The organism is Ochrobactrum sp. C6C9, assembly GCF_022627935.1.
GTDB lineage: Bacteria > Pseudomonadota > Alphaproteobacteria > Rhizobiales > Rhizobiaceae > Brucella > Brucella teleogrylli.
The window spans coordinates 1-20,360 of record NZ_JABXGB010000011.1 but is presented as its reverse complement, the minus strand read 5'-3'; the positions used below and the strand labels follow the sequence as shown (position 1 = coordinate 20,360).

Genomic DNA, 20,360 nt, shown 5'->3' with positions numbered 1-20,360 from the left:
CGGGCGGGGCACAGATTACCCCTCGGGGAGGAGGGCGATCTGATTACCGGGATAGCGCACAAGGCGACCGGCCAGATCGAATTCCAGCAGAATAAGCTGGACCTGACTGGCACCAATGCCGGTATGGCGGACAAGACTATCGATATCGACCGGGCTCGGACCAAGGACATCCATAATGCGGTAACGTTCCTCATCCGTCATGAGCGCGGGCAGTTCATCCAGCGGTTCTTCCAGTTGATGGTTACCGTCAGCCTGTGGAACTTCAGCGCTAAAAAGGTCTTGCGGTCGCAAGATCGGATTGAGTGCCTCGATCACATCTTCCACGCCGGTGACCAGTGTTGCGCCTTGTTTCAGGAGCGCGTTGGTGCCACGGGCGCGTGGGTCCAGCGGTGAGCCGGGCACGGCAAAAACCGTGCGGCCCATTTCGCCCGCCATCCGCGCGCTGATCAGCGAACCGGAGCGTTCCGCCGCTTCCACAACGATCAGGCCGAGCGAAAGCCCGGCAATGATGCGGTTACGGCGCGGAAAATCGCGGGATCGCGGTTCTGCGCCCATCGGCATTTCGGTGATCAAAGCGCCGTCATGTTCGGGGATTGCGCGGTATAGCGGCAGGTTTTCAGGCGGGTAGGGGCGATCCAGCCCTCCGGCCAGCACGGCGACCGTGCCGCTTGCCAAGCTGGCCTTGTGTGCGGCGGCATCAATGCCACGCGCGAGCCCGGAAATCACGGCAAAGCCCGCATCGCCGAGATCACGCGCCAGTTTCTCCGTGAAGCGCGCACCCACAACAGAAGCATTGCGCGAGCCGACGATGGCAACGGGTGGCTTGCGGAACACGTTCTCACCGCCCTTGATGATCACCAAAGGCGGCGGCGCTTCGCAGTTCTTCAGTTGCGCGGGATAATCCGGTTCGCCCATGCCGACGAGGCGAGCGCCATGGCGCTCAATTGCCTCCAGCTCACGCTCGGCATCTTCCATCGGCGTAATGCGAAGTGGTCTGGTGCTGCCGCCCCGGATATTGAGATCGGGTAGCCGCTCCAACGCATTGGCGGCGGAACCGCAAAAAAGGATAAGGTCGCGAAAGGTAACCGCACCGATATTGTCGGTGCGAATAAGGCGCAGCCAGTTCAATCTCTGGCGATCTGAGAGGCGAATTCCGGCTTTTGAATTCGCGCCCTCCATCACCCCTTGGCTCCGATCCGGCTTTCTGTGCCGTTCAGAAGCCGCTTAATATTGGCGTGGTGCTTGAAGAAGATGATCACTGTCAGCACTGCAAACAGGCCCGCAATCGCGTGGTCGCCTTTGAAATAAAGGCCAATCGGCACGATGACACTGGCCAGAAGCGCGGATAGCGACGAATAACGCGTGACAATTGCGGTTACGATCCAGACAGCGGCGAAGATCAAGGCGCCGGGCCATGCCAGGCCGATCAGAATGCCGAGATAGGTGGCAACGCCTTTGCCGCCCTTGAAGCCGATCCATACCGGAAAGAGATGGCCGATAAAGGCACCAAAGCCCGCAGCAATCGCGGCACCTTCGCCATAGCGCCATGCGACCAGCACCGCAAAGGTGCCCTTCAGCGCATCGAGAATGAGCGTCGCAGCGGCGAGCTTCTTGTTGCCGGTGCGCAGCACATTGGTTGCGCCGATATTGCCCGAGCCGATGGACCGCACATCGCCCAAGCCCGCCAGTCGGGTCAGGATCAGCCCGAAGGGGATGGAACCGAGGAGATAGCCGAAAATAAGTGTCGCGATGTGCACGAGATTAAAGAAACCGGTTTCGGCCATATAGATTCCCTCTGGCTTTTATTGTTATCCAAGGTCCCGAAAAGAGTTCTCCTGTCGGGACTATGGATTCTTATGCCGAATAAACGGTCTTGCCGGCGACTATAGTGCGGACAACGCGACCCTGAAAGCGGGCGCTTTCAAAACAGCTGTTCTTCGAAAGCGAATGCAGCTCTTCCTCCCGCACAATCCACGGCTCGTCGAGATCGACAATGGCAAGGTCTGCCGACGCGCCGGGCTTCAGCGTACCGGCATCGAGGCCGAAAATCTTCGCCGGGGCGGTAGACAGCACTTCAACCAGACGCAACAGCGGGATGCTGTCATTGTGATAAAGACGAAGGGCTGCGCCCAGAAGCGTTTCCAGGCCGATGGCTCCGGCTTCTGCATCCGCAAAGGGCAGGCGCTTGGTGTCGACGTCCTGCGGATCATGCGCGGAGACCACAATATCGATCGTGCCGTTCTTGACCGCCTCGACCATGGCAAGCCGGTCCTGTTCACTGCGCAGCGGCGGCGACAGGCGGAAGAAGGTGCGGAACTCGCCAATGTCGTTCTCATTGAGCGACAAGTGGTTGATCGACACACCTGCCGTCACCTTGGCGCCAAGGTCCTTGGCACGGCACATGGCTTCTGCCGACATGGCGCAGGAAAGCTGTGCCGCGTGATAATTGCTGTTGGTCAGCGCGGCGAGGCGCAGATCGCGCTCCAGCGGGATGACCTCGGCTTCACGCGGGCTCCCGGACAAGCCGAGCCAGCTTGCGAACAGGCCTTCATTCATCACGCCGTTGGCACCGAGATAGGGGTCACGGGTTTCGCAGGCGATGACCGCGTTGAAATCGCGGGCATAGGTCAGTGCGCGGCGCATCAGCTGCGTATTGGCTATTGTCTGACGGCCTTCGGTGAAGGCGACCGCACCGGCATCGCGCAACAGACCAATCTCAGTCATTTCTTCGCCATGCAGCCCTTTGGTGATAGCAGCCGCCGGGTGCACATTGACGATGGCCGTATCCCGCGCGGTGCGCTTGACGAATTCGACCAGCGCCACATCATCAATGACCGGATCGGTATCCGGCATCATGATGATAGAAGTCACACCACCCGCGGCAGCAGCGCGGCTGGCTGAAGCGATGGTTTCGCGGTGTTCTGCGCCTGGCTCGCCGATAAACACCCGCGAATCGACCAGACCGGGCAGAACTGCCTTACCGTCCAGATCGATGATTTCCGCACCTTCCGGTGCGCCCTGATTACGGGCATCCGCTCCGGCGGCAACGATCTTGCCGTCGCGGATCAGCACACTGCCGGTTTCATCGAGACCGCGTGACGGATCGACGATGCGCGCATTTTCAAACAGAACGGCGCTCATGCTGCTTCTCCGTTGCTTGGATTTCGGCGCGGATCGAGTAGGGCTTCCATCACGGCCATGCGCACCGCAACGCCCATTTCCACCTGCTGCTGGATGACGCTCTGCGGGCCATCGGCGACATCCGAGGCGATTTCGACGCCACGGTTCATCGGACCGGGATGCATGACGAGCGCGTCAGGCTTGGCGTGTTTCAGTTTTTCCTTATCGAGGCCGTAGAAGCGGAAATATTCACGCACCGACGGCACGAAGGCACCTGCCATGCGCTCGCGTTGCAAGCGCAACATCATGACCACATCGGCGTCTTTCAGACCTTCCTCCATCGAGTTGAAGACTTCGACACTCATATCCGCCATGCCGGAAGGCAGAAGCGTGGATGGCGCGACGACACGCACGCGCGCACCGAGGGCGTTGAGAAGCAGAATGTTGGAGCGCGCCACACGTGAGTGGAGCACATCGCCGCAAATGGCGACAATCAGGTTTTCGATCTGGCCTTTGGCGCGACGGATCGTCAGCGCATCGAGCAGGGCCTGTGTGGGATGTTCATGCGCGCCGTCGCCCGCATTGACGACCGAGCAGCCGACCTTTTGCGCGAGCAGGGCGGCAGCTCCGGCGGACGCATGGCGTATGACCAGAATATCCGGTTGCATCGCGTTCAGCGTCATCGCCGTATCGATGAGCGTTTCGCCCTTCTTGACCGACGAATTGCCGACCGACATGTTCATCACGTCGGCACCGAGCCGTTTACCGGCCAGTTCGAACGACGATTGCGTTCGCGTCGATGCTTCGAAGAAAAGATTGATTTGCGTGCGACCGCGCAGCACGGACTTTTTCTTCTCTGGCTGCCGGGATACGGCGATTTCCTGATCGGCAAGATCAAGGAGGCAGAGAATGTCCAGGGGCGATAGCCCCTTGATACCAAGCAGGTGGCGGTGAGGGAAAAGCGGAGAGACCGGTTCTTTTATCATGGCAAGTCACCCGTATAGGACCATAGCACTAAGCCCGCAACCGTCCTTATAACGGCATCTGCCGATTCCCCAAGAAAAACCTGTGTCGTTTGAGCGACAAATTCGGGAATGGATGGCAAATTTTTAGCAAATGCGGTGCAAGACGGTTAAGTTGAACAAAACGAACAGCACGGAATGAGCCTTTGAAAACGCACGAAGTCACCAACCAGACGCCGCCCATGACAGGCACCAATGCATATCTGGGCGATCCGCTTCTGATGCAGATTGCGGCTCGTTTTCCAAAAGAGCTCCACAATGAGCTGGAACAGACAGGGCGTTTCGTGCTGTCGGCGGAAGCGCAGGATCTGGCGCGACTGGCTAATACGGAACTGCCAAAGCTGCGCACCCATGACCGGCAGGGCAACCGTATCGATCTGGTCGAATATCACCCGGCCTATCACGCACTCATGCGCCGCTCCATCGCCCAGGGCCTGCATTGCTCGATCTGGGAAGACAATCCGGCTGAAACCGGTCGCCGTCATCAGGCGCGCGCCGCACGCTTTTATCTGACCGCACAGCTTGAGGCCGGGCACCTTTGCCCACTCACCATGACAAGCGCCTCGCTTGCGGCATTGATGGGCGCGCCGGACATCTACAAAGAGTGGTCTCCGGCGGTCCTGTCGCGCAAATACGACTTTTCTCAAAAGCCCGCGCTCGGCAAAAACGGCGTCACGCTCGGCATGGGCATGACGGAAAAGCAGGGCGGCACGGATGTGCGCACCAACACGACCCGCGCGACAGTCAATGAGGACGGCACCTATACGATCACCGGGCATAAATGGTTCATGTCTGCGCCGATGTCGGATGCGTTTTTGGTTCTGGCGCAGGTCGATGAGCAGCTTTCCTGCTTTCTGGTTCCGCGCCTCACTTCGGAAGGTAAAGGCAACGGCTTTGCCTTCCAGCGTCTCAAGGACAAGCTCGGCAACAAGTCCAACGCCTCTTCGGAAGTCGAGTTCGACGGCGCGATCGGCCAGCTGATCGGCAATCCGGGCGAGGGCGTGAAAACCATCATGGACATGGTAACGCTGACACGGCTTGATTGTGCCGTCGCATCGGCAGGCCTGATGCGCTCCGGTCTGGCCGAGGCCGTGCACCACTGCCGTCACCGCGAGGTCTTCGGTAAGTCTCTGATCGAGCAGCCTTTGATGAGCCGTGTTCTGGCCGATATGGCGCTGGATGTTGCTGGTGCGACAGCGCTTTCCATGCGCCTTGCCCGCGCCTTTGACATGGCGGCTGGTGATCGCGCCGAAGCTGCCTTCGCCCGCTGCATGACGCCGGTGGTGAAATATTGGGTGTGCAAGATTGCGCCTGCCTTGCTTTACGAAGCCATGGAGTGTCTTGGCGGCAACGGCTATATCGAAGACGGCAATCTAGCCCGCGCCTATCGCGAAGCGCCGGTCAACGCCATATGGGAAGGTTCTGGCAATGTCATGGCGCTGGACGTGGCGCGGGTGCTGTCGCGTGCGCCCGGTCTGTTTGACGAAGTGCTGGAATGGATCGGCGGACAACTTGGCCAGCGCGGGCAGGGCACCATCGACGTTCTGCGCGCTGCTTTGCAACTGACGGAAAGCGATCAGGGGGTTGCCCGTCTTCTGACGGAACAGCTTGCCTATGCGGCTGCGGCGGCGGAATTGCGCCAGCTCGGCGCTGACGACATTGCCGATGCCTTCATCGAAACCCGGCTCGGCGGCCAGTGGCGCAGCACCTATGGCATGCTCGATGCGCGCCATGATGCGATGCGCATTCTCGACCAGCTTTATCCGGCGTCGTAATCGTCATCGGCTTCCGACCGCCTGATCAGATGCAGGCGGTCGAGCGCGCCTTGCAGGATGAAGGCAGCAGCAGCCGAATCGATGCGTTCGGCGCGCTTGCCGCGTGATACATCCATGCCGATCAGCGCGCGTTCAGCGGCAACGGTGGACAGCCGTTCATCCCAGAACACGAAGGGCAGATCGGTCAGCGGCTGCATGGTGCGCACGAAAGCGCGGGTTGCCTGAACACGGGGACCGGAAGTGCCGTCCATATTCATAGGCAAGCCGATCACGATCACGCCGACCCTATCCGCCTCCAGCGCCTTCAAAAGCGTTTGCGCATCGAGCGTGAATTTCACGCGTTTGATGACTGGACGCGGATTGGCAAAGGAGAAACCGAGGTCCGAAACGGCGACGCCTATGGTTTTGGTGCCAAGGTCCAATCCGGCAATCGTCTGACCGGGCTTCAGCAGCGCCGGGATTTCCTCGATTTCAACGATAGCCATAAGTCCTCATCGGAATTTGAAGTGGTCTTCATATTGCTTTCAACTTTATGGGCGTCATATCTGTTCTCAACCCGGAAATCGAGATCGAAGGAGAATCTTCATGAAACTGACCTGGCTTGGCCATGCCGCCTTCCGCATTGAAACCGCAAAGGCGGTCATCCTCATCGATCCGTTCCTGAACGGCAATCCCGGGGCTAAAGGCATCGACTTCAAGGAAGCGACCAAAGGCGTCACCCATATTGCACTGACCCACGGCCACGGCGATCACATCGGCGACACGGTTGCCATTGCCAAGGAGCATGGCGCGACGGTTATCGCCAATGCCGATCTGGCAAGCTGGCTCGGCACACAGGGCGTTGAAAAGCTCGAGATGGGCAACACCGGCGGCACGCAGTCGCATGACGGCTTCACCGTCACCTTTGTCAATGCGCTGCATTCCTCGGCTTTTCTGACGGAAAACGGTGTTTCGCAGGCGCTTGGCAACCCGAACGGTCTGGTGTTCCATTTCGAGAACGACCCAACGCTTTATCACATGGGCGATACGGATATTTTCTCCGACATGGCGCTCATCAACGAGTTGCACCAGCCGGAAATCGGCATTGTGCCGGTTGGCGACCGCTTCACCATGGGCGGTGCGGTGGCGGCTCTGGCCTGCCAGCGTTACTTCAACTTCAAGACCGTGTTGCCCTGCCATTACGGTTCATTCCCGATCATCGATCAGACGGCAGAAAAGTTTGTGTCCGGTATGGCCGATCATCCCGGCACGAAGGTTCTGGCAGATCCTGCCGGCACCGTTCACAGCTTCTAATCCCCGTTGAAGCGCCAAGAAATGTTGCGCTTCAACAATCGCGCCGTTATAGCCGTAGCAAAGAACCTTCAGGGTGGCGGGTCGCCGCCCTGATACAGCATTTGCGGAGAACAGAATGTCCGTCGATATTTCCACCGTCAAACGCGTTGCGCATCTCGCGCGCATCGCCGTCAGCGAAGACGATGCCGAGCGCATGACCGGTGAACTCAATGCAATTCTGGGCTTTGTCGAGCAATTGAACGAAGTCAATGTTGACGGCGTCGAGCCGATGACCTCGGTGACGCCGATGAATATGCGCCTGCGCGACGACAAGGTGACCGATGGCGGCATCGCCGATGCCGTGGTTGCCAATGCGCCAGTCACGGAAGACAATTTCTTCGTCGTTCCGAAGGTCGTGGAGTAAGCCATGGCCGTTCGGGTTTCCATCGAGACCCCATTGCAGGACGACGTGCGCGAGCTGGTCGAGCACCTGAACGCGCATATGCTGCCGCTGTCGCCGCTTGAATTCCAGTTCAAGATGACAGTTGAGCAGATGGCGGAGCCGGATACCACGGTTTTCGTGGCCCGCGACGAGACGGGCAGGGCTGTCGGTTGCGGCGCTTTGAAGCTGCATGAAGACGGCATCGGCGAGTTGAAACGGATGTTCACCCGCCCGGAAGTGCGCGGCAAACGTGTGGGGTCTGCTCTCGTGGATGCGATTGTCGATGCGGCAAACGCCAAAAACGTTTCCCGCCTTGTGCTCGAAACCGGGACGGGCCCCGGCTTTGCCGGTGCCTGGCGGCTTTATGAGAATTCGGGTTTTACGCGCTGCGGTGTGGTTCTGGACTATCCGGACTCCGAATACAGCGCCTTTTTTGAAAAGCGTCTCTCTGAGGCGCACTGACAGGATTTGACGATGAGCGAACTGACCGCACTGACCATTGCCGAAGCGCGCGACAAGCTGAAGGCCAAGGCCATCACCGCGACCGAGCTGACCGATGCCTATCTGGCCGCTATCGACACCGCCAATGAAGCCATCAATGCCTATGTGACCGTTACGCACGATCAGGCGCGTTCCATGGCCAAGGCCTCGGATGAGCGCATCGCCAAGGGCGAAGCGGGCACGCTGGAAGGCATCCCGCTCGGCGTGAAAGACCTGTTCGCAACCAAGGGTGTGCATACGCAGGCTTGCTCGCACATCCTCGACGGCTTCAAGCCGGAATATGAATCGACCGTCACCGCCAATCTCTGGGCTGACGGCGCGGTCATGCTGGGCAAGCTCAACATGGACGAATTCGCCATGGGCTCGTCCAACGAAACCTCCTATTATGGCTCGGTCAAGAACCCGTGGCGCGCCAAGGGTTCCAATGCCGATCTGGTGCCGGGCGGTTCTTCCGGCGGTTCGGCTGCTGCCGTCGCCGCACAGCTTTGCGCCGGCGCCACCGCGACCGATACGGGCGGCTCGATCCGCCAGCCTGCAGCCTTCACCGGCACGGTCGGCATCAAGCCGACCTATGGACGCGTGTCGCGCTGGGGCACGGTTGCCTTCGCTTCGTCGCTCGATCAGGCTGGTCCGATTGCCCGCGACGTACGCGATGCCGCTATTCTGCTCAAGTCCATGGCATCGCTCGACCTGAAGGACACCACCTCGGTCGATCTTCCGGTGCCGGATTATGAAGCCGCCATCGGCAAGTCGCTGAAGGGCATCAAGATCGGCATTCCGCGGGAATATCGCGTCGATGGCATGCCGGGCGAGATCGAAGAACTGTGGCAGAAGGGCATCCAGTATCTGAAGGATGCCGGTGCCGAGATCGTCGATATTTCGCTGCCGCACACGAAATATGCGCTGCCTGCTTATTACATCGTCGCACCGGCGGAAGCTTCGTCCAACCTCGCGCGCTATGACGGCGTGCGCTATGGCCTGCGTGTGCCCGGCAAGGACATTGCCGACATGTATGAGCAGACCCGCGCGGCCGGTTTCGGCAAGGAAGTGAAGCGCCGTATCGTGATCGGCACCTATGTGTTGTCAGCTGGTTATTACGACGCCTATTATCTGCGCGCCCAGAAAGTTCGCACGCTGATCAAGGAAGACTTCGAGGACGTTTTCGCCAAGGGCGTGCACGCAATCCTCACGCCTGCGACGCCGTCGGCTGCATTCGGCCTTGCCGATGAAGACCTAGCTAACGATCCGGTCAAGATGTACCTCAACGACATCTTCACCGTGACTGTGAACATGGCCGGTCTTCCGGGCATTGCAGTGCCTGCTGGCATCAACGGGCAGGGCCTGCCGCTCGGTCTTCAGCTGATTGGTCGCCCGTTCGAGGAAGAAACCCTGTTCCAGACAGCCCACGCTATCGAGCAGGCCGCCGGACGCTTCACTCCGGCCAAATGGTGGTAAAAGTCGAAACTGCAATTCGCCGGGGATTGCATCGGCCCGAAAATCGAAGTCGATTTTCGGAAAGCACGATGCAACACTCAAAAGATATCGAGCGTCCTTTGTGCGTCCTTTCGGACGCACGGCGCTCGATGGCCGGCGAATTTGTTTTCATGGCCGCTCTTGCGGTCAGGGCGTGGGAAATCCCTGCCAAGACAGGTCCCTTAAGCGATCAACGTCGTGCAGAGCTGGAAGCGAATTTCCTTGGTTATCTGCATGAAAATGCCGATGGCGTTTTGGTTGCGGAGCTCGACGGAAAAATCCTCGGCTGGGGTGCGCGCGTTCCCGGCAGCAATTATATCGCCGATCTCTGGATCGATCCGCCCTATCACGGACAGGGCATAGGCGGACGCATTCTCGACGCGCTGATGGCGCAAATTCTGCTGGATGGCTTCGATTCAGCAACGATCGGCACGCATGCCGATAATCTCCCGGCCATCGGCCTTTACGAGAAAATGGGCTTTCGGATCGAGTGGCGCGGCGAAGAAGCTTCTGTCAGCATGGGCCGTGTTGTTGAAAAAGTGCGTATGCGCGCAACGCTTTGAAACCCCTTGGAGTGCACCCCTTCTGTTGCCGAACAGTCCGGCGCGCCTATCCTTCTCTTGAGAGTTCTAGTTTTTCTGAGGAGGAGGGCCATCATGTGGATCATGCTGACGGATGTGAGTGGTGAAAAGCTCGCGATCAATTTCAACCACGTTCTATCCTATAATGCCTACGGTACTGGCACACGCATTCTGACGATGAGTGCGGACCAGACCTTCTTCGTCAAGGAATCGCTGGAAGATATTGAGTCGCGCCTAGGTATCAACGTGAAAGCGTAAAAATCTTTCTTTTCAGTCAGTTGAAATATCTGGCTCAGATATAAATAAAGCGGCGGTTGGCCAAAACCAACGCGCCGCTCTCTGTTCATGATAAGCTTACTTTAAATGTCGAGTTCTTCCACGAAAGCAGCGCGATCCGTGATGAAGCGGAAACGAGCTTCCGGCTTGGTTCCCATCAGTTCATCGACGGTGTTGCGGGTTTCATCGATATAGTCTTCGTCCACCTGCACCCGCAGCAGCGTGCGCTTCTTCGGGTCCATCGTGGTTTCCTTCAACTGCTCGGCGCGCATTTCGCCAAGACCTTTGAAGCGACCGATTTCCACCTTGCCACGTCCGGTAAACATGGTGCGCAGCAATTCATCTTTATGGGCGTCATCGCGGGCATAGGCTGTCTTGCCGCCTTGGCTCAGACGGTAAAGCGGCGGTACGGCCAGATAAAGGTGGCCGTTACGGATCAATTCCGGCATTTCCTGATAGAAGAAAGTGATCAGCAGCGATGCGATATGCGCGCCGTCCACGTCGGCATCGGTCATGATGATCACGCGGTCATAACGCAGATCGTCTTCGCGATAATTCTTCCGCGTGCCACTACCGAGCGCCTGAATGAGATCGGCAATCTGCTGGTTTGCTGTCAGCTTTTCGCGGCCAGCGCTGGCGACGTTCAGAATCTTACCGCGCAGCGGCAGGATCGCCTGCGTGGCGCGATTGCGCGCCTGCTTCGCCGAACCGCCTGCCGAGTCACCTTCGACGATGAACAATTCCGCACCCGCTGCCGCATTCTGTGTGCAGTCGGCCAGTTTGCCGGGCAGGCGCAGCTTGCGCGTTGCGCTCTTGCGCACCGTTTCCTTTTCCTGACGACGGCGCAGGCGTTCTTCCGCTCGGTCCACCACCCAGTCGAGCAGGCGCGAGGCTTCCTGCGGCGAGGCAGCAAGCCAATGGTCGAACGGATCGCGGATTGCATTTTCCACAATGCGCTGCGCTTCCACCGTCGCCAGCTTATCCTTGGTCTGACCGACGAATTCCGGTTCGCGGATGAAGACCGACAACATGCCCGCAGCCGAAACCATGACGTCATCCGTCGTGATGATCGAAGCGCGCTTGTTATTGGTCAGTTCCGCATAGGCCTTGAGACCACGCGTCAGCGCAATGCGCAGGCCAGCCTCATGGGTGCCGCCATCGGCAGTCGGAATCGTATTACAATAGGAATGGACGAAGCCGTCGCCGCCATACCACGTGACCGCCCATTCGACGGCGCCGTGCCCGCCCTGCTTCTCGGTCTTGCCAGCAAAAAGCTCGCGGGTAACCTGATGTTCCTTGCCAAGGGAGGCCTGAAGATAGTCCTTCAGACCACCGGGGAAGTGGAACACGGCCTTTTCAGGTGTTTCCTTTTTCGGGTCGAGCAGCGAAGGATCGCAGTTCCAGCGGATTTCGACGCCGCCGAACAGGTAAGCCTTCGACCGCGCCATGCGATAAAGCCGGTGCGGGTCGAAATGCGCCGTCTTGCCGAAAATATCCGGATCCGGGTGAAAGCGAACACGTGTGCCGCGACGATTATGCACTTCGCCTGCATCTTCCAGCCCGCCCTGCGGAATACCGCGCGAAAAGCGCTGGCGATAAAGACGACGGTTGCGCGCGACTTCCACTTCCAGCACGTCGGACAGCGCATTGACCACCGAAACGCCGACGCCGTGCAGGCCGCCCGATGTTTCATAGGCCTTGCCGTCGAACTTGCCGCCCGCATGCAGCTTGGTCATGATGACTTCAAGCGTGGACTTGCCCGGCACCTGCGGGTGTTCGTCAACCGGAATGCCGCGTCCATTATCGGAAACGGTGATGAAACCTTCTGCATCGAGGCTGACTTCGATGAAATTTGCATGGCCTGCCACCGCTTCGTCCATCGAGTTATCGATGACTTCCGCAAATAGGTGGTGCAATGCCTTTTCGTCGGTGCCACCGATATACATGCCGGGGCGCAAACGCACCGGCTCCAGCCCTTCGAGAACGCGGATGGACGAGGCGTTGTAATCATCGCCACCTGATGAAGCCGGCGGGGCCTTGGTCGCAACCGGCTTTGCGGCCTGTTGAACAGGTGCAGACGGCAATGGCGTTGCCGCAGGCGGTGCGACGGGTTGAGGCGCGGCGCTCTGTTCCGTGCGTCGTTCCACCTGCCGCTCCCGGGCATTGTTCACCACTCTCGAAAAGAGATCGTTGCTGTCGTCCATCTTTACCCGATAAGCTCTCTGTCAGAATTTCAGGAAGGACCATGCGGCTTGCTGCCCCGGCATGGACCGAAAATATACTGTCTGCGAATCATCCGAATGATGCCATGCGCAGCCGTGAAAGGCGAATGAAGTTCGCCTTACGTTCCACTTTCGCACGGCTTTATCAAAGGATTTCGTGTGATGTCGTGTCGGTTTGCACCAGAAACAAGGCGAAAGTCAAACAAGCGGCTGTTCATTCGATGAATATGATGGAAACGGGGCCGTTGTTGGCCTACAGCGAACAAACGAGCATTTAGAAGAAATCGTGAGCGGGAAATGCAGGGCAGCGCGGCAGGCGGCGTAGAAGCGCATGTAAAAGGCATGGCCATTATGGTCGTCTCGGTGCTGATGCTGCCGCTGATGGACGCCATCGGCAAATGGCTGGCCATGATGGATAATATGCCTCCGGCAACCGTCACGTTCATGCGCTTTTTCGTGCAATGCTGGTTGATGTTCTTCATTCTGCTTGTGGCAGGTGGTGGAGTGGCGGCACTTCGCACGCAGCATCTGGCGGGCAACCTCATACGCGGGGTTCTGATGGGCTTTGGCGGCCTCTGCTTTTTCACAGCTGTCAAATATATGCCACTTGCCGACGCCATGGCCGTATTCTTCGCAGAGCCGCTTATCCTCACGCTGCTTTCGGCGATCTTCCTCAAGGAGAAGGTCGGCTGGCGGCGATTCAGCGCGGTCGGTATCGGCCTCATCGGCACGATGATCGTCATCCAGCCAAGCTTCGAGATTTTCGGCGCGGTGTCGCTGTTGCCGCTGGCGACGGCGGTGACATTCGCGATCTATCTGATCCTAAACCGCAAATTCGGCGCGAAGGAGAGCCCGCTCGTCATGCAGTTTTACGCAGGCGTTGGCGGATGGGTGTTTGCGGGGCTCGCCATGCTCGTCGGGCCAACCATGGGCCTCGAAGATTTGAGCTTCGGCCTGCCCAACGGCATCCAGCCCTGGCTGCTGTTGCTGCTTCTGGGCACTATCGGCACGGTCAGCCATTTGATGGTCGTGCACGCCTTCAAACTGGCGCCAGCTTCCATGCTGGCACCGTTTCAATATCTGGAAATCGTGAATGCGGTTCTGGTCGGGCTGATCGTCTTCGGCGATTTTCCAACGCCATCCAAATGGTTTGGCATCGTGATCATCATCGGCTCGGGCTTCTATGTCTTCATGCGCGAGCGCAAACTGAAGGTCGAAGTCTGACGCTTACTTCACCGCGCGACGACCGAATACGTTTTCGAACGCCTTGCCGAGCGCCACATCCATATCGCCCAAGGTCACGGGCAGGCCGAGATCAACAAGGCTCGTGACGCCGTGTTCTGAAATGCCGCACGGCACGATGCCGCCGTAATGGCCGAGATTCGGCTCCACATTGATGGCGATGCCATGAAAGCTGACCCAGCGGCGCAGACGAATGCCGATAGCGGCAATCTTGTCCTCGCACATGTCGCCATTGGCAAGGCGGGGCTTTTCAGGGCGCATCACCCAGACACCGACGCGATCTTCGCGGCGCTCGCCCTTCACATTGAATTCGGCGAGGCTTTCAATGATCCATTGTTCCAGTGCGGCCACGAAAGCGCGCACATCTTCGCGCCGGCGCTTCAGATCGAGCATCACATAGGCCACACGCTGACCCGGACCGTGATAGGTATATTCGCCGCCGCGCCCGGTGTTGAACACCGGCAAACTGTCCGGCGTCAGCAGGTCTTCTGCCCGCGCGCTCGTGCCCGCCGTATAAAGGGGAGGGTGCTCCACCAGCCAGACGAGTTCACTCGCCGTGCCTTCGCGGATGGCCTGAACCCGCGCTTCCATGAAGGCGAGCGCTTCCTCGTAATCGGTAAGCCCATCCGCCACGAGCCATTCCACCGGCGGCGCATCGGCGTCCACAGGCAAGAACTGCACGTTGAGCGCGTCGCGTTGCGGCTTGGAGGAACTATCCATAAGTGAGGCAGAATTGGTCATGATGGCAGCATATGGCGGTTTTCAGCGCCCGTTTCCAGATGTCAAAATGCCTCTGCTCTTCACTGAACCGCGAGCGGCACTTCCGTTTCGCAGCGATTGCGGCCAGCCTGCTTGGCCCGATAGAGCGCCTGATCGGCGGCGTCGACCAGATGCGTATAGTCCGGATGGCCGTTGAACGTGGCGATGCCGATGGAAAGCGTCACGGTGTCCACCGTGCCATTGGTCAGATTGAATGTCTGTTGCTCGACCAGCTTACGCAGCTCTTCGCCAATACCAAAGGCCCTGTGTTCGTCGGTTTCGACGAGCGCGACCAGAAACTCTTCCCCGCCATAGCGGAAGACAAAATCTCCCGGACGGCAATGCGCCAGTATCGTTTCCGCGACCTGCTGCAATACGGCGTCGCCACCGCCATGCCCATGGGTGTCGTTGATCTTCTTGAAATGATCGATATCGACCATCAAAATGCTGAGATCGAGTCCTTTCTGTGAGGCCATGCGGATTTCGCGGGTCAGAATAGGCGGCAGAAAACGGCGGTTCAGGGCGCGTGTCAGTGGATCACGGCCTGTCTCCATCGTTGCTGCGGCCTGAAACAATTCCGCCAGCAGAAACTTCGCTTCGCCAATCCTCGTCTGAAACTCGGCCATCGCAGCTGGAAGCTCTGCCGGGTCACTTTTGCGGGCCGCATTCAAAGCTGGCAATAATTCATAATCAATGAGACTGACGGTCTGACGCAGACGTTCAAGCGTTGCCGAACCGGAAAACAGCATATCTGCCTTGTGTTGCAGCCACAGACCGAAATCCGAGCTGCCGAGCGAGAGCAGGGGGCTTTCACTGTTGCCATAAAGGTTGAACAACAGAGATTGGCTCCATTCCATCAGGGCGGCGCGCTGCGATTCCCGTTCGAGTGGAATGTCGTGGCTTAGCGTGAAGGCGCGATATGCTTCGTCCGTCTGGGCGCTTTTGCGCGCGTCTTTGACGAAGGCCTGACTCATGATTTCAATGGCAATATCGACCGCATTGCTGACATGCACGATCAGCCGAGCCAGCGCATCGCGCTCCGGCACAGTCTTCTTCAACTGGCGGATGATTTCGTTTTTCAGCAGCCGTGCGCCCTGCATGACGATATGGATAGGCACCTGAATGCGCGCATGAACCTCGCCAATCTTGCGCTGTTCCTGCACGAAAGCGGCTACATCCGTGGGATGGCTCACCAGGAGATGCACCAGCCAGTCGCTGAGCGAATGTTGCAGACGATCATGCACGACGGTTTGCGACAGGAAGACCGCCGCCTCGCGATTTTGCATCAGGCGACTATAAAAGATGTCCACGAAGCTCTGTTTGTGCTGCTCGACCAGATCCGACAAAAGCCGCGACTGGTCTTCAGACAGATGCGAGACCAGCTCTACCCATTCCTCTTCGGTCGCCCCGAGGCCTGTTTGAGATCCCCACCGCGTTGCATCGTTCAACAAGGCCGCACCACCCATATCCAAAATCCCGCCAAGCGCCGCCAGTTCCAGCAACCATCGTTACCGGCCAAGACCGATTGAAATGGGGAACAGGATTCTGCAGCTTTCTTCAGGTTCTATAAGGTGTGCCGGGCGGAACTCAATGCCTTATGTCGTTGATGCGCGAATTTGCCTGCGAACGGCGTTGCTCGGGGAAATTCGGGGTCGAAAAAGCCCTCGAAGTCGCTGTGGCGCCGTTTTTGCCTTCAGCCGGTTAATTTCGCCGTTTCATACTTCATAGTAAATTACTGAAATATAGGAGGTAAATTGCGTTCGGCTTGAAATTTGATATGATTGCTAATCATATTCAGGGTGCATTCATGTGGGAGACTTCATGATGCATGCACCTGAAAAGGAGAAGCATAATGAAGAGCAACCTTACAAGTTTTTGGTCTGGCAAGGCATTACTGGCCGGAACGATTGGCGCGACATTTCTGATCGGCGCCATCGCACCCGCAGCTGCGGTGCCGGTCATGCCTTCGGCTCCAGCTGTAGCCAACGAAAACATCCAGCAGGTTCGCGACCACTGGAGAGGCCGCGGCGGACATTGGAACGGTTACCGCCATGGACCACGTCCGGGCTGGCATGGCGGCGGTTATCGTCCGGGGCCGGGCTATTGGAACGGCCATCGCGGCTATAACTACTACCGCCATGGCTATCGCCGCCACAGCGACGGTTGGTGGTATCCGCTTGCGGCCTTCGGTGCGGGCGCAATCATTGGCGGGGCTATCGCGGCTCCACCGCCGCCACCTCCACCGGTCTATCGCGCACCGGCCTACAACACGTCTCATGTGGAATGGTGCTATGACCGTTACCGGTCCTACCGCAGCTCGGACAATACGTTCCAGCCTTACAATGGTCCGCGCCAGCAGTGCTATTCACCGTATCGCTGATAGATTCGGCCTCAATGAATAGGAAGCCGCCCTTCGGGGCGGCTTTTCTTTTGCAAAAAGCAGCTAAAAACCATCAGCTTGCGCTGATTGAAGCCAGTCTCGTTTCGCTATGGCGCGGGATTACGTGCAGTTGACAGGATTTTTTGAATTTATGTTGGAGAAACGTGATTTTATGGTGTTGACCATTCGAAAACTCGCCCTTATGTTCCGCCGCACTTCCAGGGACGATTTGTTCCTCAGGGAGCGCGTAGCTCAGCCGGTAGAGCAACTGACTTTTAATCAGTAGGTCCAGGGTTCGAATCCCTGCGCGCTCACCACTTTTCCGAGACCTTATTTGATCGATTCTCCAGTCTTTGGATCGATTTTGATTTCGACTTTCGCGCCGTTCTTCATGAAATACTCGATCTCATAATAGCCACGATCATTCCAATCGACTTCATCGACATATGACACGTCCGAGGTTTGCTCGATCTTCGAAATGATTTCAGAAAGTTTTTGACCTTCAGGGGCGGCGGCTGACGCCAGACCACAGGTCGTTGCAAATGCCAGAACGGTAAGCATCAAACGCATTGGTTCTCTCCATTTTCCATTGTTACATGGGGAGATATAGGCCCGCATTCATCAATGTTAAGAAACTAAATCCTCGGCACCTCGAATCTGGTCGCCTACGACCCTTCTTCCTCGACGGCAGTTTGTGCGATCTGTTGGGAACCGCTGTTGATCTGTTGCGCGGCAAGGAAGCCAAGCCAGACCGCAATGAGGCAAAGGATAACCGAAATGCCGATATTGAGCAGAGCTTTGCCGGCCTGGCCTGCTCGCAGGAGATCCAGTGTCTGCAGGCTGAATGAAGAAAATGTGGTGAAGCCGCCGCACACGCCGACCATGAAGGCGATACGCCAGATTTCCGGCACCGCAAAGCGCCCCTGTTCGAGTGTCAGCGCACCGAAAAAGGAAATAGCAAACGATCCGGCTATGTTGATGACGATTGTGCCCCAGGGAAGGTCGCGACTGACCGGCAACATCAAAAGCGCGAGCCAGTAACGCGCTACACTTCCGATTGCGCCGCCGAGAGCCACCATGATGGTTGCTTGCATAATTCACCTGTCAAAATTGCGGAACGAAATGCCTGCTGGAGAAAGTCGGGCAGGGGATAACCCACAGCCCCGACAGCTTCCCGCTATCGACGCATTGCGTTCCTGTTGTCAATTCGAGCAGGAGTCATCAGCCAGAAGCGGCGGTTTCGGGAGACCCCCATTCCCATCATGCGCATTATTTATATAGAATAGCCGCACGCCCCGTCAACGCGGCTGGAGCTTCACAATCGCGCAACCCGATTCCGCAACGCATCGCTGATGCGATAAATAGTGGAGGTCGGTGCGGGAAGGGTACGTCGCATGAATGCAACTTTCTTCAGGTAGCGGTCGATCTTCCAGGTGGCCCATGTTCCACCGCGGAAATAGCCCACATCACCGGCTTTCAGCGTTCGATGTTTTCCGTCGGCATCGGTGACATGCACCTCGCCTTCGAGAATATAAACCGTTTCATCCCAGCCGAAATACCAGCGAAATTCGCCCGCGGTGCAATCCCAGATCGCAGTGAAAGCCGCGCGGTCGCCGCTGGCGGATTGCTCGCATGAACGTGCCTTTGGCGATCCAGCCAGTATCCATTCAGGATTAATCGGCGCGGATTTCAGCTCCATGTCGAATGCATTATCGGCAATGAGCGCAGGCTTCGCCGGTGTGTTAAAAATATTAGGCTTAAAGACATTTGGCATAGTACGCGCAACCGCCATAACGGCTGTCGCCAGCATAAATTTCCAGGCCATGGTATCCCCCCGATCCACAATGGCCTGTTCTTAGTTGTAAATCGTCGGAAAAGTATTAATTCGCGAATAAAATTTGGCGCGGCGAAACCAGAAATACTGTTCCCAACGGCGCATTCCATGCTTCAATTTTATTGAACTTATGGGGCGTTTTAGCCAATGAAAATGAAAATAAGCTTGTGATAAGTGTGATGACGAACCCTCTGTCAGAGGGCATTGTCAGATCGATTTCAATAAGAGGCGCGCGAGCTAATGAGCCAGACGAAGCTATTTTCTCCTTTGGACGTGGGCGGTTTGCATCTGAAAAACCGCATTGTCATTGCCCCGATGTGCCAATATTCGGCTGAAGACGGCAAAACTACCGATTGGCATCTGATGCATCTGGGTAGTCTCGCTCAATCCGGAGCAGGGCTGTTGACGATTGAGGCAACGGCAGTCAGCCCTGAAGGCCGGATCAGTTATGCGGATGTCGGGCTTTATTCCGATGAAACCGAAGCCGCGCTGGAACGGACGCTCGACGGTATTCGTCGCTGGTCATCCATGCCCATCGCCATACAGCTTGCGCATGCAGGCCGCAAAGCATCTACTGATTTGCCGTGGCAAGGTGGACGCCAGATTGCGCCGCAGCACGAGAACGGCTGGCAGACCATTGCGCCATCTGCAGTGGCGTTTAACCCCGCCGACAATGCTCCGACAGCGATGGATAAAGACGAGTTGAAGCGCATCCGCGATGCATTTGTAAGCGCTGCCAAACGCTCGGCGCGGCTCGGTCTCGATGCAATCCAGGTGCACGGAGCCCATGGTTACCTTTTGCACGAATTCCTGTCGCCGCTCTCGAACAAGCGCGACGATGAATATGGCGGCTCGCTGGAAAACCGTCTGCGTTTTCCGCTCGAAGTGTTCGACGCTGTTCGCGCCGCTTTCCCAGCGGATCGTCCGGTCACGATGCGCGTTTCCGGAACGGATTGGGTCGAAGGCGGTTGGGATATCGAACAGACCGTAGCGTTCTCGCAAGCTTTGGCCGCAAGAGGTTGCGCAGCAATTCACGTTTCGAGCGGCGGCCTTGATGCGGCACAGAAAATTCCAGTCGGCCCGAGCTATCAGGTACCGCTGGCGCGCGCTGTAAAAGCGGCTGTCAATATTCCCGTCGTTGCTGTCGGTCTGATTACCGATTTCGAGCAGGCTGAAGCCATTCTGGCCACTGGTGATGCTGATATGATCGGACTCGCACGCACGGTTCTCTATGATCCGCGCTGGCCGTGGCATGCGGCGGCGCATTTCGGCGAAACGATTGAGGCGGCTCCCCAGTTTCTGCGTTCACAGCCGCGCCAGTTCCGCAATCTCTTCACACAGGCAAAGTAACGAACACCCGCCAAGCAGGATTCAACGGGGCAGCCTAAAGCATGTCGCTGTTAACCGGATTCGGGATTCCCGTTTGGCTTGATCTGTGATTCACTTGTCTCATGGAAGGAG

General features: G+C 57.8%; 22 protein-coding genes, 1 tRNA gene and 1 riboswitch. Of the genes, 12 read left to right on the top strand and 11 right to left on the bottom strand.

The window, feature by feature from the left end:
• Window positions 1-15 precede the first annotated feature (15 nt).
• The 4 genes from dprA to HWD97_RS10640 all read right to left on the bottom strand — a co-directional run bounded on the left by dprA (window position 16) and on the right by HWD97_RS10640 (window position 4,106).
• The gene (gene dprA, locus HWD97_RS10655; protein WP_109367342.1) at window positions 16-1,182 is read right to left on the bottom strand and encodes a DNA-processing protein DprA; all 1,167 of its coding nucleotides are present in this window, start codon (window positions 1,180-1,182) and stop codon (window positions 16-18) included.
• A complete protein-coding gene (plsY, locus tag HWD97_RS10650; protein WP_109367343.1) occupies window positions 1,179-1,784 on the bottom strand; it encodes a glycerol-3-phosphate 1-O-acyltransferase PlsY in 606 nt (201 codons plus the stop codon). The genes dprA and plsY overlap by 4 nt, the downstream gene beginning before the upstream one ends.
• Before the next feature lie 70 nt (window positions 1,785-1,854).
• Window positions 1,855-3,141 carry a dihydroorotase gene (locus tag HWD97_RS10645; RefSeq protein ID WP_109367344.1) on the bottom strand — a complete coding sequence of 429 codons (1,287 nt, stop codon included), beginning with the start codon at window positions 3,139-3,141 and terminating at the stop codon, window positions 1,855-1,857.
• Window positions 3,138-4,106, bottom strand: a complete 969-nt coding sequence (locus HWD97_RS10640) for an aspartate carbamoyltransferase catalytic subunit (RefSeq protein WP_109367345.1) — start codon at window positions 4,104-4,106, stop codon at window positions 3,138-3,140. Before HWD97_RS10640 ends, HWD97_RS10645 begins: the two co-directional genes overlap by 4 nt.
• Window positions 4,107-4,288: 182 nt before the next feature.
• Between HWD97_RS10640 and HWD97_RS10635 the strand changes: the two genes are divergently transcribed.
• The gene (locus HWD97_RS10635) at window positions 4,289-5,917 is read left to right on the top strand and encodes an acyl-CoA dehydrogenase family protein (protein ID WP_121538332.1); all 1,629 of its coding nucleotides are present in this window, start codon (window positions 4,289-4,291) and stop codon (window positions 5,915-5,917) included.
• On the opposite strand, the gene ruvX is transcribed toward HWD97_RS10635, so the two are convergent.
• Window positions 5,902-6,402, bottom strand: coding sequence for a Holliday junction resolvase RuvX (gene ruvX / locus HWD97_RS10630; protein WP_109367347.1), 501 nt, complete (start codon window positions 6,400-6,402; stop codon window positions 5,902-5,904). The two genes, HWD97_RS10635 and ruvX, sit on opposite strands and share 16 nt — an antisense overlap.
• 100 nt (window positions 6,403-6,502) lie before the next feature.
• Between ruvX and HWD97_RS10625 the strand changes: the two genes are divergently transcribed.
• From HWD97_RS10625 to HWD97_RS10600, 6 genes are all read left to right on the top strand, one after another.
• Window positions 6,503-7,210 (top strand): metal-dependent hydrolase, encoded by a 708-nt coding sequence (locus tag HWD97_RS10625; RefSeq protein WP_371835007.1) that lies wholly within the window; start codon window positions 6,503-6,505, stop codon window positions 7,208-7,210.
• 115 nt (window positions 7,211-7,325) lie between these two features.
• Window positions 7,326-7,613 carry an Asp-tRNA(Asn)/Glu-tRNA(Gln) amidotransferase subunit GatC gene (gatC, locus tag HWD97_RS10620; protein WP_078336964.1) on the top strand — a complete coding sequence of 96 codons (288 nt, stop codon included), beginning with the start codon at window positions 7,326-7,328 and terminating at the stop codon, window positions 7,611-7,613.
• Between the two features lie 3 nt (window positions 7,614-7,616).
• The gene (locus tag HWD97_RS10615; RefSeq protein ID WP_121538338.1) at window positions 7,617-8,093 is read left to right on the top strand and encodes a GNAT family N-acetyltransferase; all 477 of its coding nucleotides are present in this window, start codon (window positions 7,617-7,619) and stop codon (window positions 8,091-8,093) included.
• 12 nt (window positions 8,094-8,105) lie between these two features.
• Window positions 8,106-9,587 (top strand): Asp-tRNA(Asn)/Glu-tRNA(Gln) amidotransferase subunit GatA, encoded by a 1,482-nt coding sequence (gatA, locus tag HWD97_RS10610; protein ID WP_371835006.1) that lies wholly within the window; start codon window positions 8,106-8,108, stop codon window positions 9,585-9,587.
• Window positions 9,588-9,655: 68 nt separating this feature from the next.
• Window positions 9,656-10,168 carry a GNAT family N-acetyltransferase gene (locus HWD97_RS10605; protein WP_235858959.1) on the top strand — a complete coding sequence of 171 codons (513 nt, stop codon included), beginning with the start codon at window positions 9,656-9,658 and terminating at the stop codon, window positions 10,166-10,168.
• Window positions 10,169-10,261: 93 nt separating this feature from the next.
• A complete protein-coding gene (locus HWD97_RS10600; protein ID WP_109367351.1) occupies window positions 10,262-10,444 on the top strand; it encodes a hypothetical protein in 183 nt (60 codons plus the stop codon).
• 101 nt (window positions 10,445-10,545) lie between these two features.
• Here HWD97_RS10600 and parE read toward each other — a convergent pair whose 3' ends face one another.
• A complete protein-coding gene (gene parE, locus HWD97_RS10595) occupies window positions 10,546-12,666 on the bottom strand; it encodes a DNA topoisomerase IV subunit B (protein WP_121538340.1) in 2,121 nt (706 codons plus the stop codon).
• Between the two features lie 41 nt (window positions 12,667-12,707).
• On the opposite strand from parE, the gene HWD97_RS10590 reads away from it, so the two are divergent.
• Together HWD97_RS10590 and HWD97_RS10585 are read left to right on the top strand one after the other, a co-directional pair.
• Window positions 12,708-12,962, top strand: coding sequence for a hypothetical protein (locus HWD97_RS10590; RefSeq protein ID WP_339439816.1), 255 nt, complete (start codon window positions 12,708-12,710; stop codon window positions 12,960-12,962).
• A gap of 19 nt (window positions 12,963-12,981) precedes the next feature.
• The gene (locus HWD97_RS10585; protein ID WP_121538344.1) at window positions 12,982-13,908 is read left to right on the top strand and encodes a DMT family transporter; all 927 of its coding nucleotides are present in this window, start codon (window positions 12,982-12,984) and stop codon (window positions 13,906-13,908) included.
• A gap of 3 nt (window positions 13,909-13,911) precedes the next feature.
• Here the strand turns inward: HWD97_RS10585 and lipB are convergent, their stop codons facing one another.
• Together lipB and HWD97_RS10575 are read right to left on the bottom strand one after the other, a co-directional pair.
• Window positions 13,912-14,646 carry a lipoyl(octanoyl) transferase LipB gene (gene lipB, locus HWD97_RS10580; RefSeq protein WP_371830819.1) on the bottom strand — a complete coding sequence of 245 codons (735 nt, stop codon included), beginning with the start codon at window positions 14,644-14,646 and terminating at the stop codon, window positions 13,912-13,914.
• Between the two features lie 80 nt (window positions 14,647-14,726).
• Window positions 14,727-16,187: a GGDEF domain-containing protein gene (locus tag HWD97_RS10575; RefSeq protein ID WP_235858960.1), complete on the bottom strand. Its 1,461-nt coding sequence runs from the start codon at window positions 16,185-16,187 to the stop codon at window positions 14,727-14,729.
• Window positions 16,188-16,537: 350 nt separating this feature from the next.
• Between HWD97_RS10575 and HWD97_RS10570 the strand changes: the two genes are divergently transcribed.
• Both HWD97_RS10570 and HWD97_RS10565 read left to right on the top strand, forming a co-directional pair.
• Window positions 16,538-17,065: a BA14K family protein gene (locus HWD97_RS10570; protein WP_121538346.1), complete on the top strand. Its 528-nt coding sequence runs from the start codon at window positions 16,538-16,540 to the stop codon at window positions 17,063-17,065.
• 241 nt (window positions 17,066-17,306) lie between these two features.
• Window positions 17,307-17,382 (top strand) — tRNA-Lys (locus HWD97_RS10565).
• Window positions 17,383-17,395: 13 nt separating this feature from the next.
• Here HWD97_RS10565 and HWD97_RS10560 read toward each other — a convergent pair.
• From HWD97_RS10560 to HWD97_RS10550, 3 genes are all read right to left on the bottom strand, one after another.
• Window positions 17,396-17,635: a PepSY domain-containing protein gene (locus HWD97_RS10560; protein ID WP_121538348.1), complete on the bottom strand. Its 240-nt coding sequence runs from the start codon at window positions 17,633-17,635 to the stop codon at window positions 17,396-17,398.
• Between the two features lie 95 nt (window positions 17,636-17,730).
• Complete coding sequence (crcB, locus tag HWD97_RS10555) at window positions 17,731-18,159, bottom strand: fluoride efflux transporter CrcB (protein ID WP_124915874.1); 429 nt, start codon at window positions 18,157-18,159, stop codon at window positions 17,731-17,733.
• A 111-nt stretch (window positions 18,160-18,270) separates the two neighbouring features.
• A riboswitch (Fluoride riboswitch) is annotated at window positions 18,271-18,333 on the bottom strand.
• A gap of 47 nt (window positions 18,334-18,380) precedes the next feature.
• Window positions 18,381-18,890 carry a cupin domain-containing protein gene (locus HWD97_RS10550; RefSeq protein ID WP_109367382.1) on the bottom strand — a complete coding sequence of 170 codons (510 nt, stop codon included), beginning with the start codon at window positions 18,888-18,890 and terminating at the stop codon, window positions 18,381-18,383.
• 249 nt (window positions 18,891-19,139) lie between these two features.
• Between HWD97_RS10550 and HWD97_RS10545 the strand changes: the two genes are divergently transcribed.
• A complete protein-coding gene (locus HWD97_RS10545) occupies window positions 19,140-20,249 on the top strand; it encodes an NADH:flavin oxidoreductase/NADH oxidase (RefSeq protein WP_109367383.1) in 1,110 nt (369 codons plus the stop codon).
• The last annotated feature ends 111 nt before the right edge of the window (window positions 20,250-20,360 follow it).

Excerpts from the sequence above, each read along its gene's own strand:
- HWD97_RS10590 (WP_339439816.1), top strand. The coding sequence starts at position 12,708 with ATGCGGCTTGCTGCCCCGGCATGGACCGAAAATATACTGTCTGCGAAT.
- lipB (WP_371830819.1), bottom strand. The coding sequence starts at position 14,646 with ATGGATAGTTCCTCCAAGCCGCAACGCGACGCGCTCAACGTGCAGTTC.
- HWD97_RS10560 (WP_121538348.1), bottom strand. The coding sequence starts at position 17,635 with ATGCGTTTGATGCTTACCGTTCTGGCATTTGCAACGACCTGTGGTCTG.
- HWD97_RS10625 (WP_371835007.1), top strand. The coding sequence starts at position 6,503 with ATGAAACTGACCTGGCTTGGCCATGCCGCCTTCCGCATTGAAACCGCA.
- gatC (WP_078336964.1), top strand. The coding sequence starts at position 7,326 with ATGTCCGTCGATATTTCCACCGTCAAACGCGTTGCGCATCTCGCGCGC.
- HWD97_RS10570 (WP_121538346.1), top strand. The coding sequence starts at position 16,538 with ATGAAGAGCAACCTTACAAGTTTTTGGTCTGGCAAGGCATTACTGGCC.
- gatA (WP_371835006.1), top strand. The coding sequence starts at position 8,106 with ATGAGCGAACTGACCGCACTGACCATTGCCGAAGCGCGCGACAAGCTG.
- HWD97_RS10585 (WP_121538344.1), top strand. The coding sequence starts at position 12,982 with ATGCAGGGCAGCGCGGCAGGCGGCGTAGAAGCGCATGTAAAAGGCATG.
- ruvX (WP_109367347.1), bottom strand. The coding sequence starts at position 6,402 with ATGGCTATCGTTGAAATCGAGGAAATCCCGGCGCTGCTGAAGCCCGGT.
- HWD97_RS10550 (WP_109367382.1), bottom strand. The coding sequence starts at position 18,890 with ATGGCCTGGAAATTTATGCTGGCGACAGCCGTTATGGCGGTTGCGCGT.
- HWD97_RS10605 (WP_235858959.1), top strand. The coding sequence starts at position 9,656 with ATGCAACACTCAAAAGATATCGAGCGTCCTTTGTGCGTCCTTTCGGAC.
- HWD97_RS10640 (WP_109367345.1), bottom strand. The coding sequence starts at position 4,106 with ATGATAAAAGAACCGGTCTCTCCGCTTTTCCCTCACCGCCACCTGCTT.
- crcB (WP_124915874.1), bottom strand. The coding sequence starts at position 18,159 with ATGCAAGCAACCATCATGGTGGCTCTCGGCGGCGCAATCGGAAGTGTA.
- HWD97_RS10600 (WP_109367351.1), top strand. The coding sequence starts at position 10,262 with ATGTGGATCATGCTGACGGATGTGAGTGGTGAAAAGCTCGCGATCAAT.
- HWD97_RS10645 (WP_109367344.1), bottom strand. The coding sequence starts at position 3,141 with ATGAGCGCCGTTCTGTTTGAAAATGCGCGCATCGTCGATCCGTCACGC.
- HWD97_RS10545 (WP_109367383.1), top strand. The coding sequence starts at position 19,140 with ATGAGCCAGACGAAGCTATTTTCTCCTTTGGACGTGGGCGGTTTGCAT.
- plsY (WP_109367343.1), bottom strand. The coding sequence starts at position 1,784 with ATGGCCGAAACCGGTTTCTTTAATCTCGTGCACATCGCGACACTTATT.
- parE (WP_121538340.1), bottom strand. The coding sequence starts at position 12,666 with ATGGACGACAGCAACGATCTCTTTTCGAGAGTGGTGAACAATGCCCGG.
- HWD97_RS10615 (WP_121538338.1), top strand. The coding sequence starts at position 7,617 with ATGGCCGTTCGGGTTTCCATCGAGACCCCATTGCAGGACGACGTGCGC.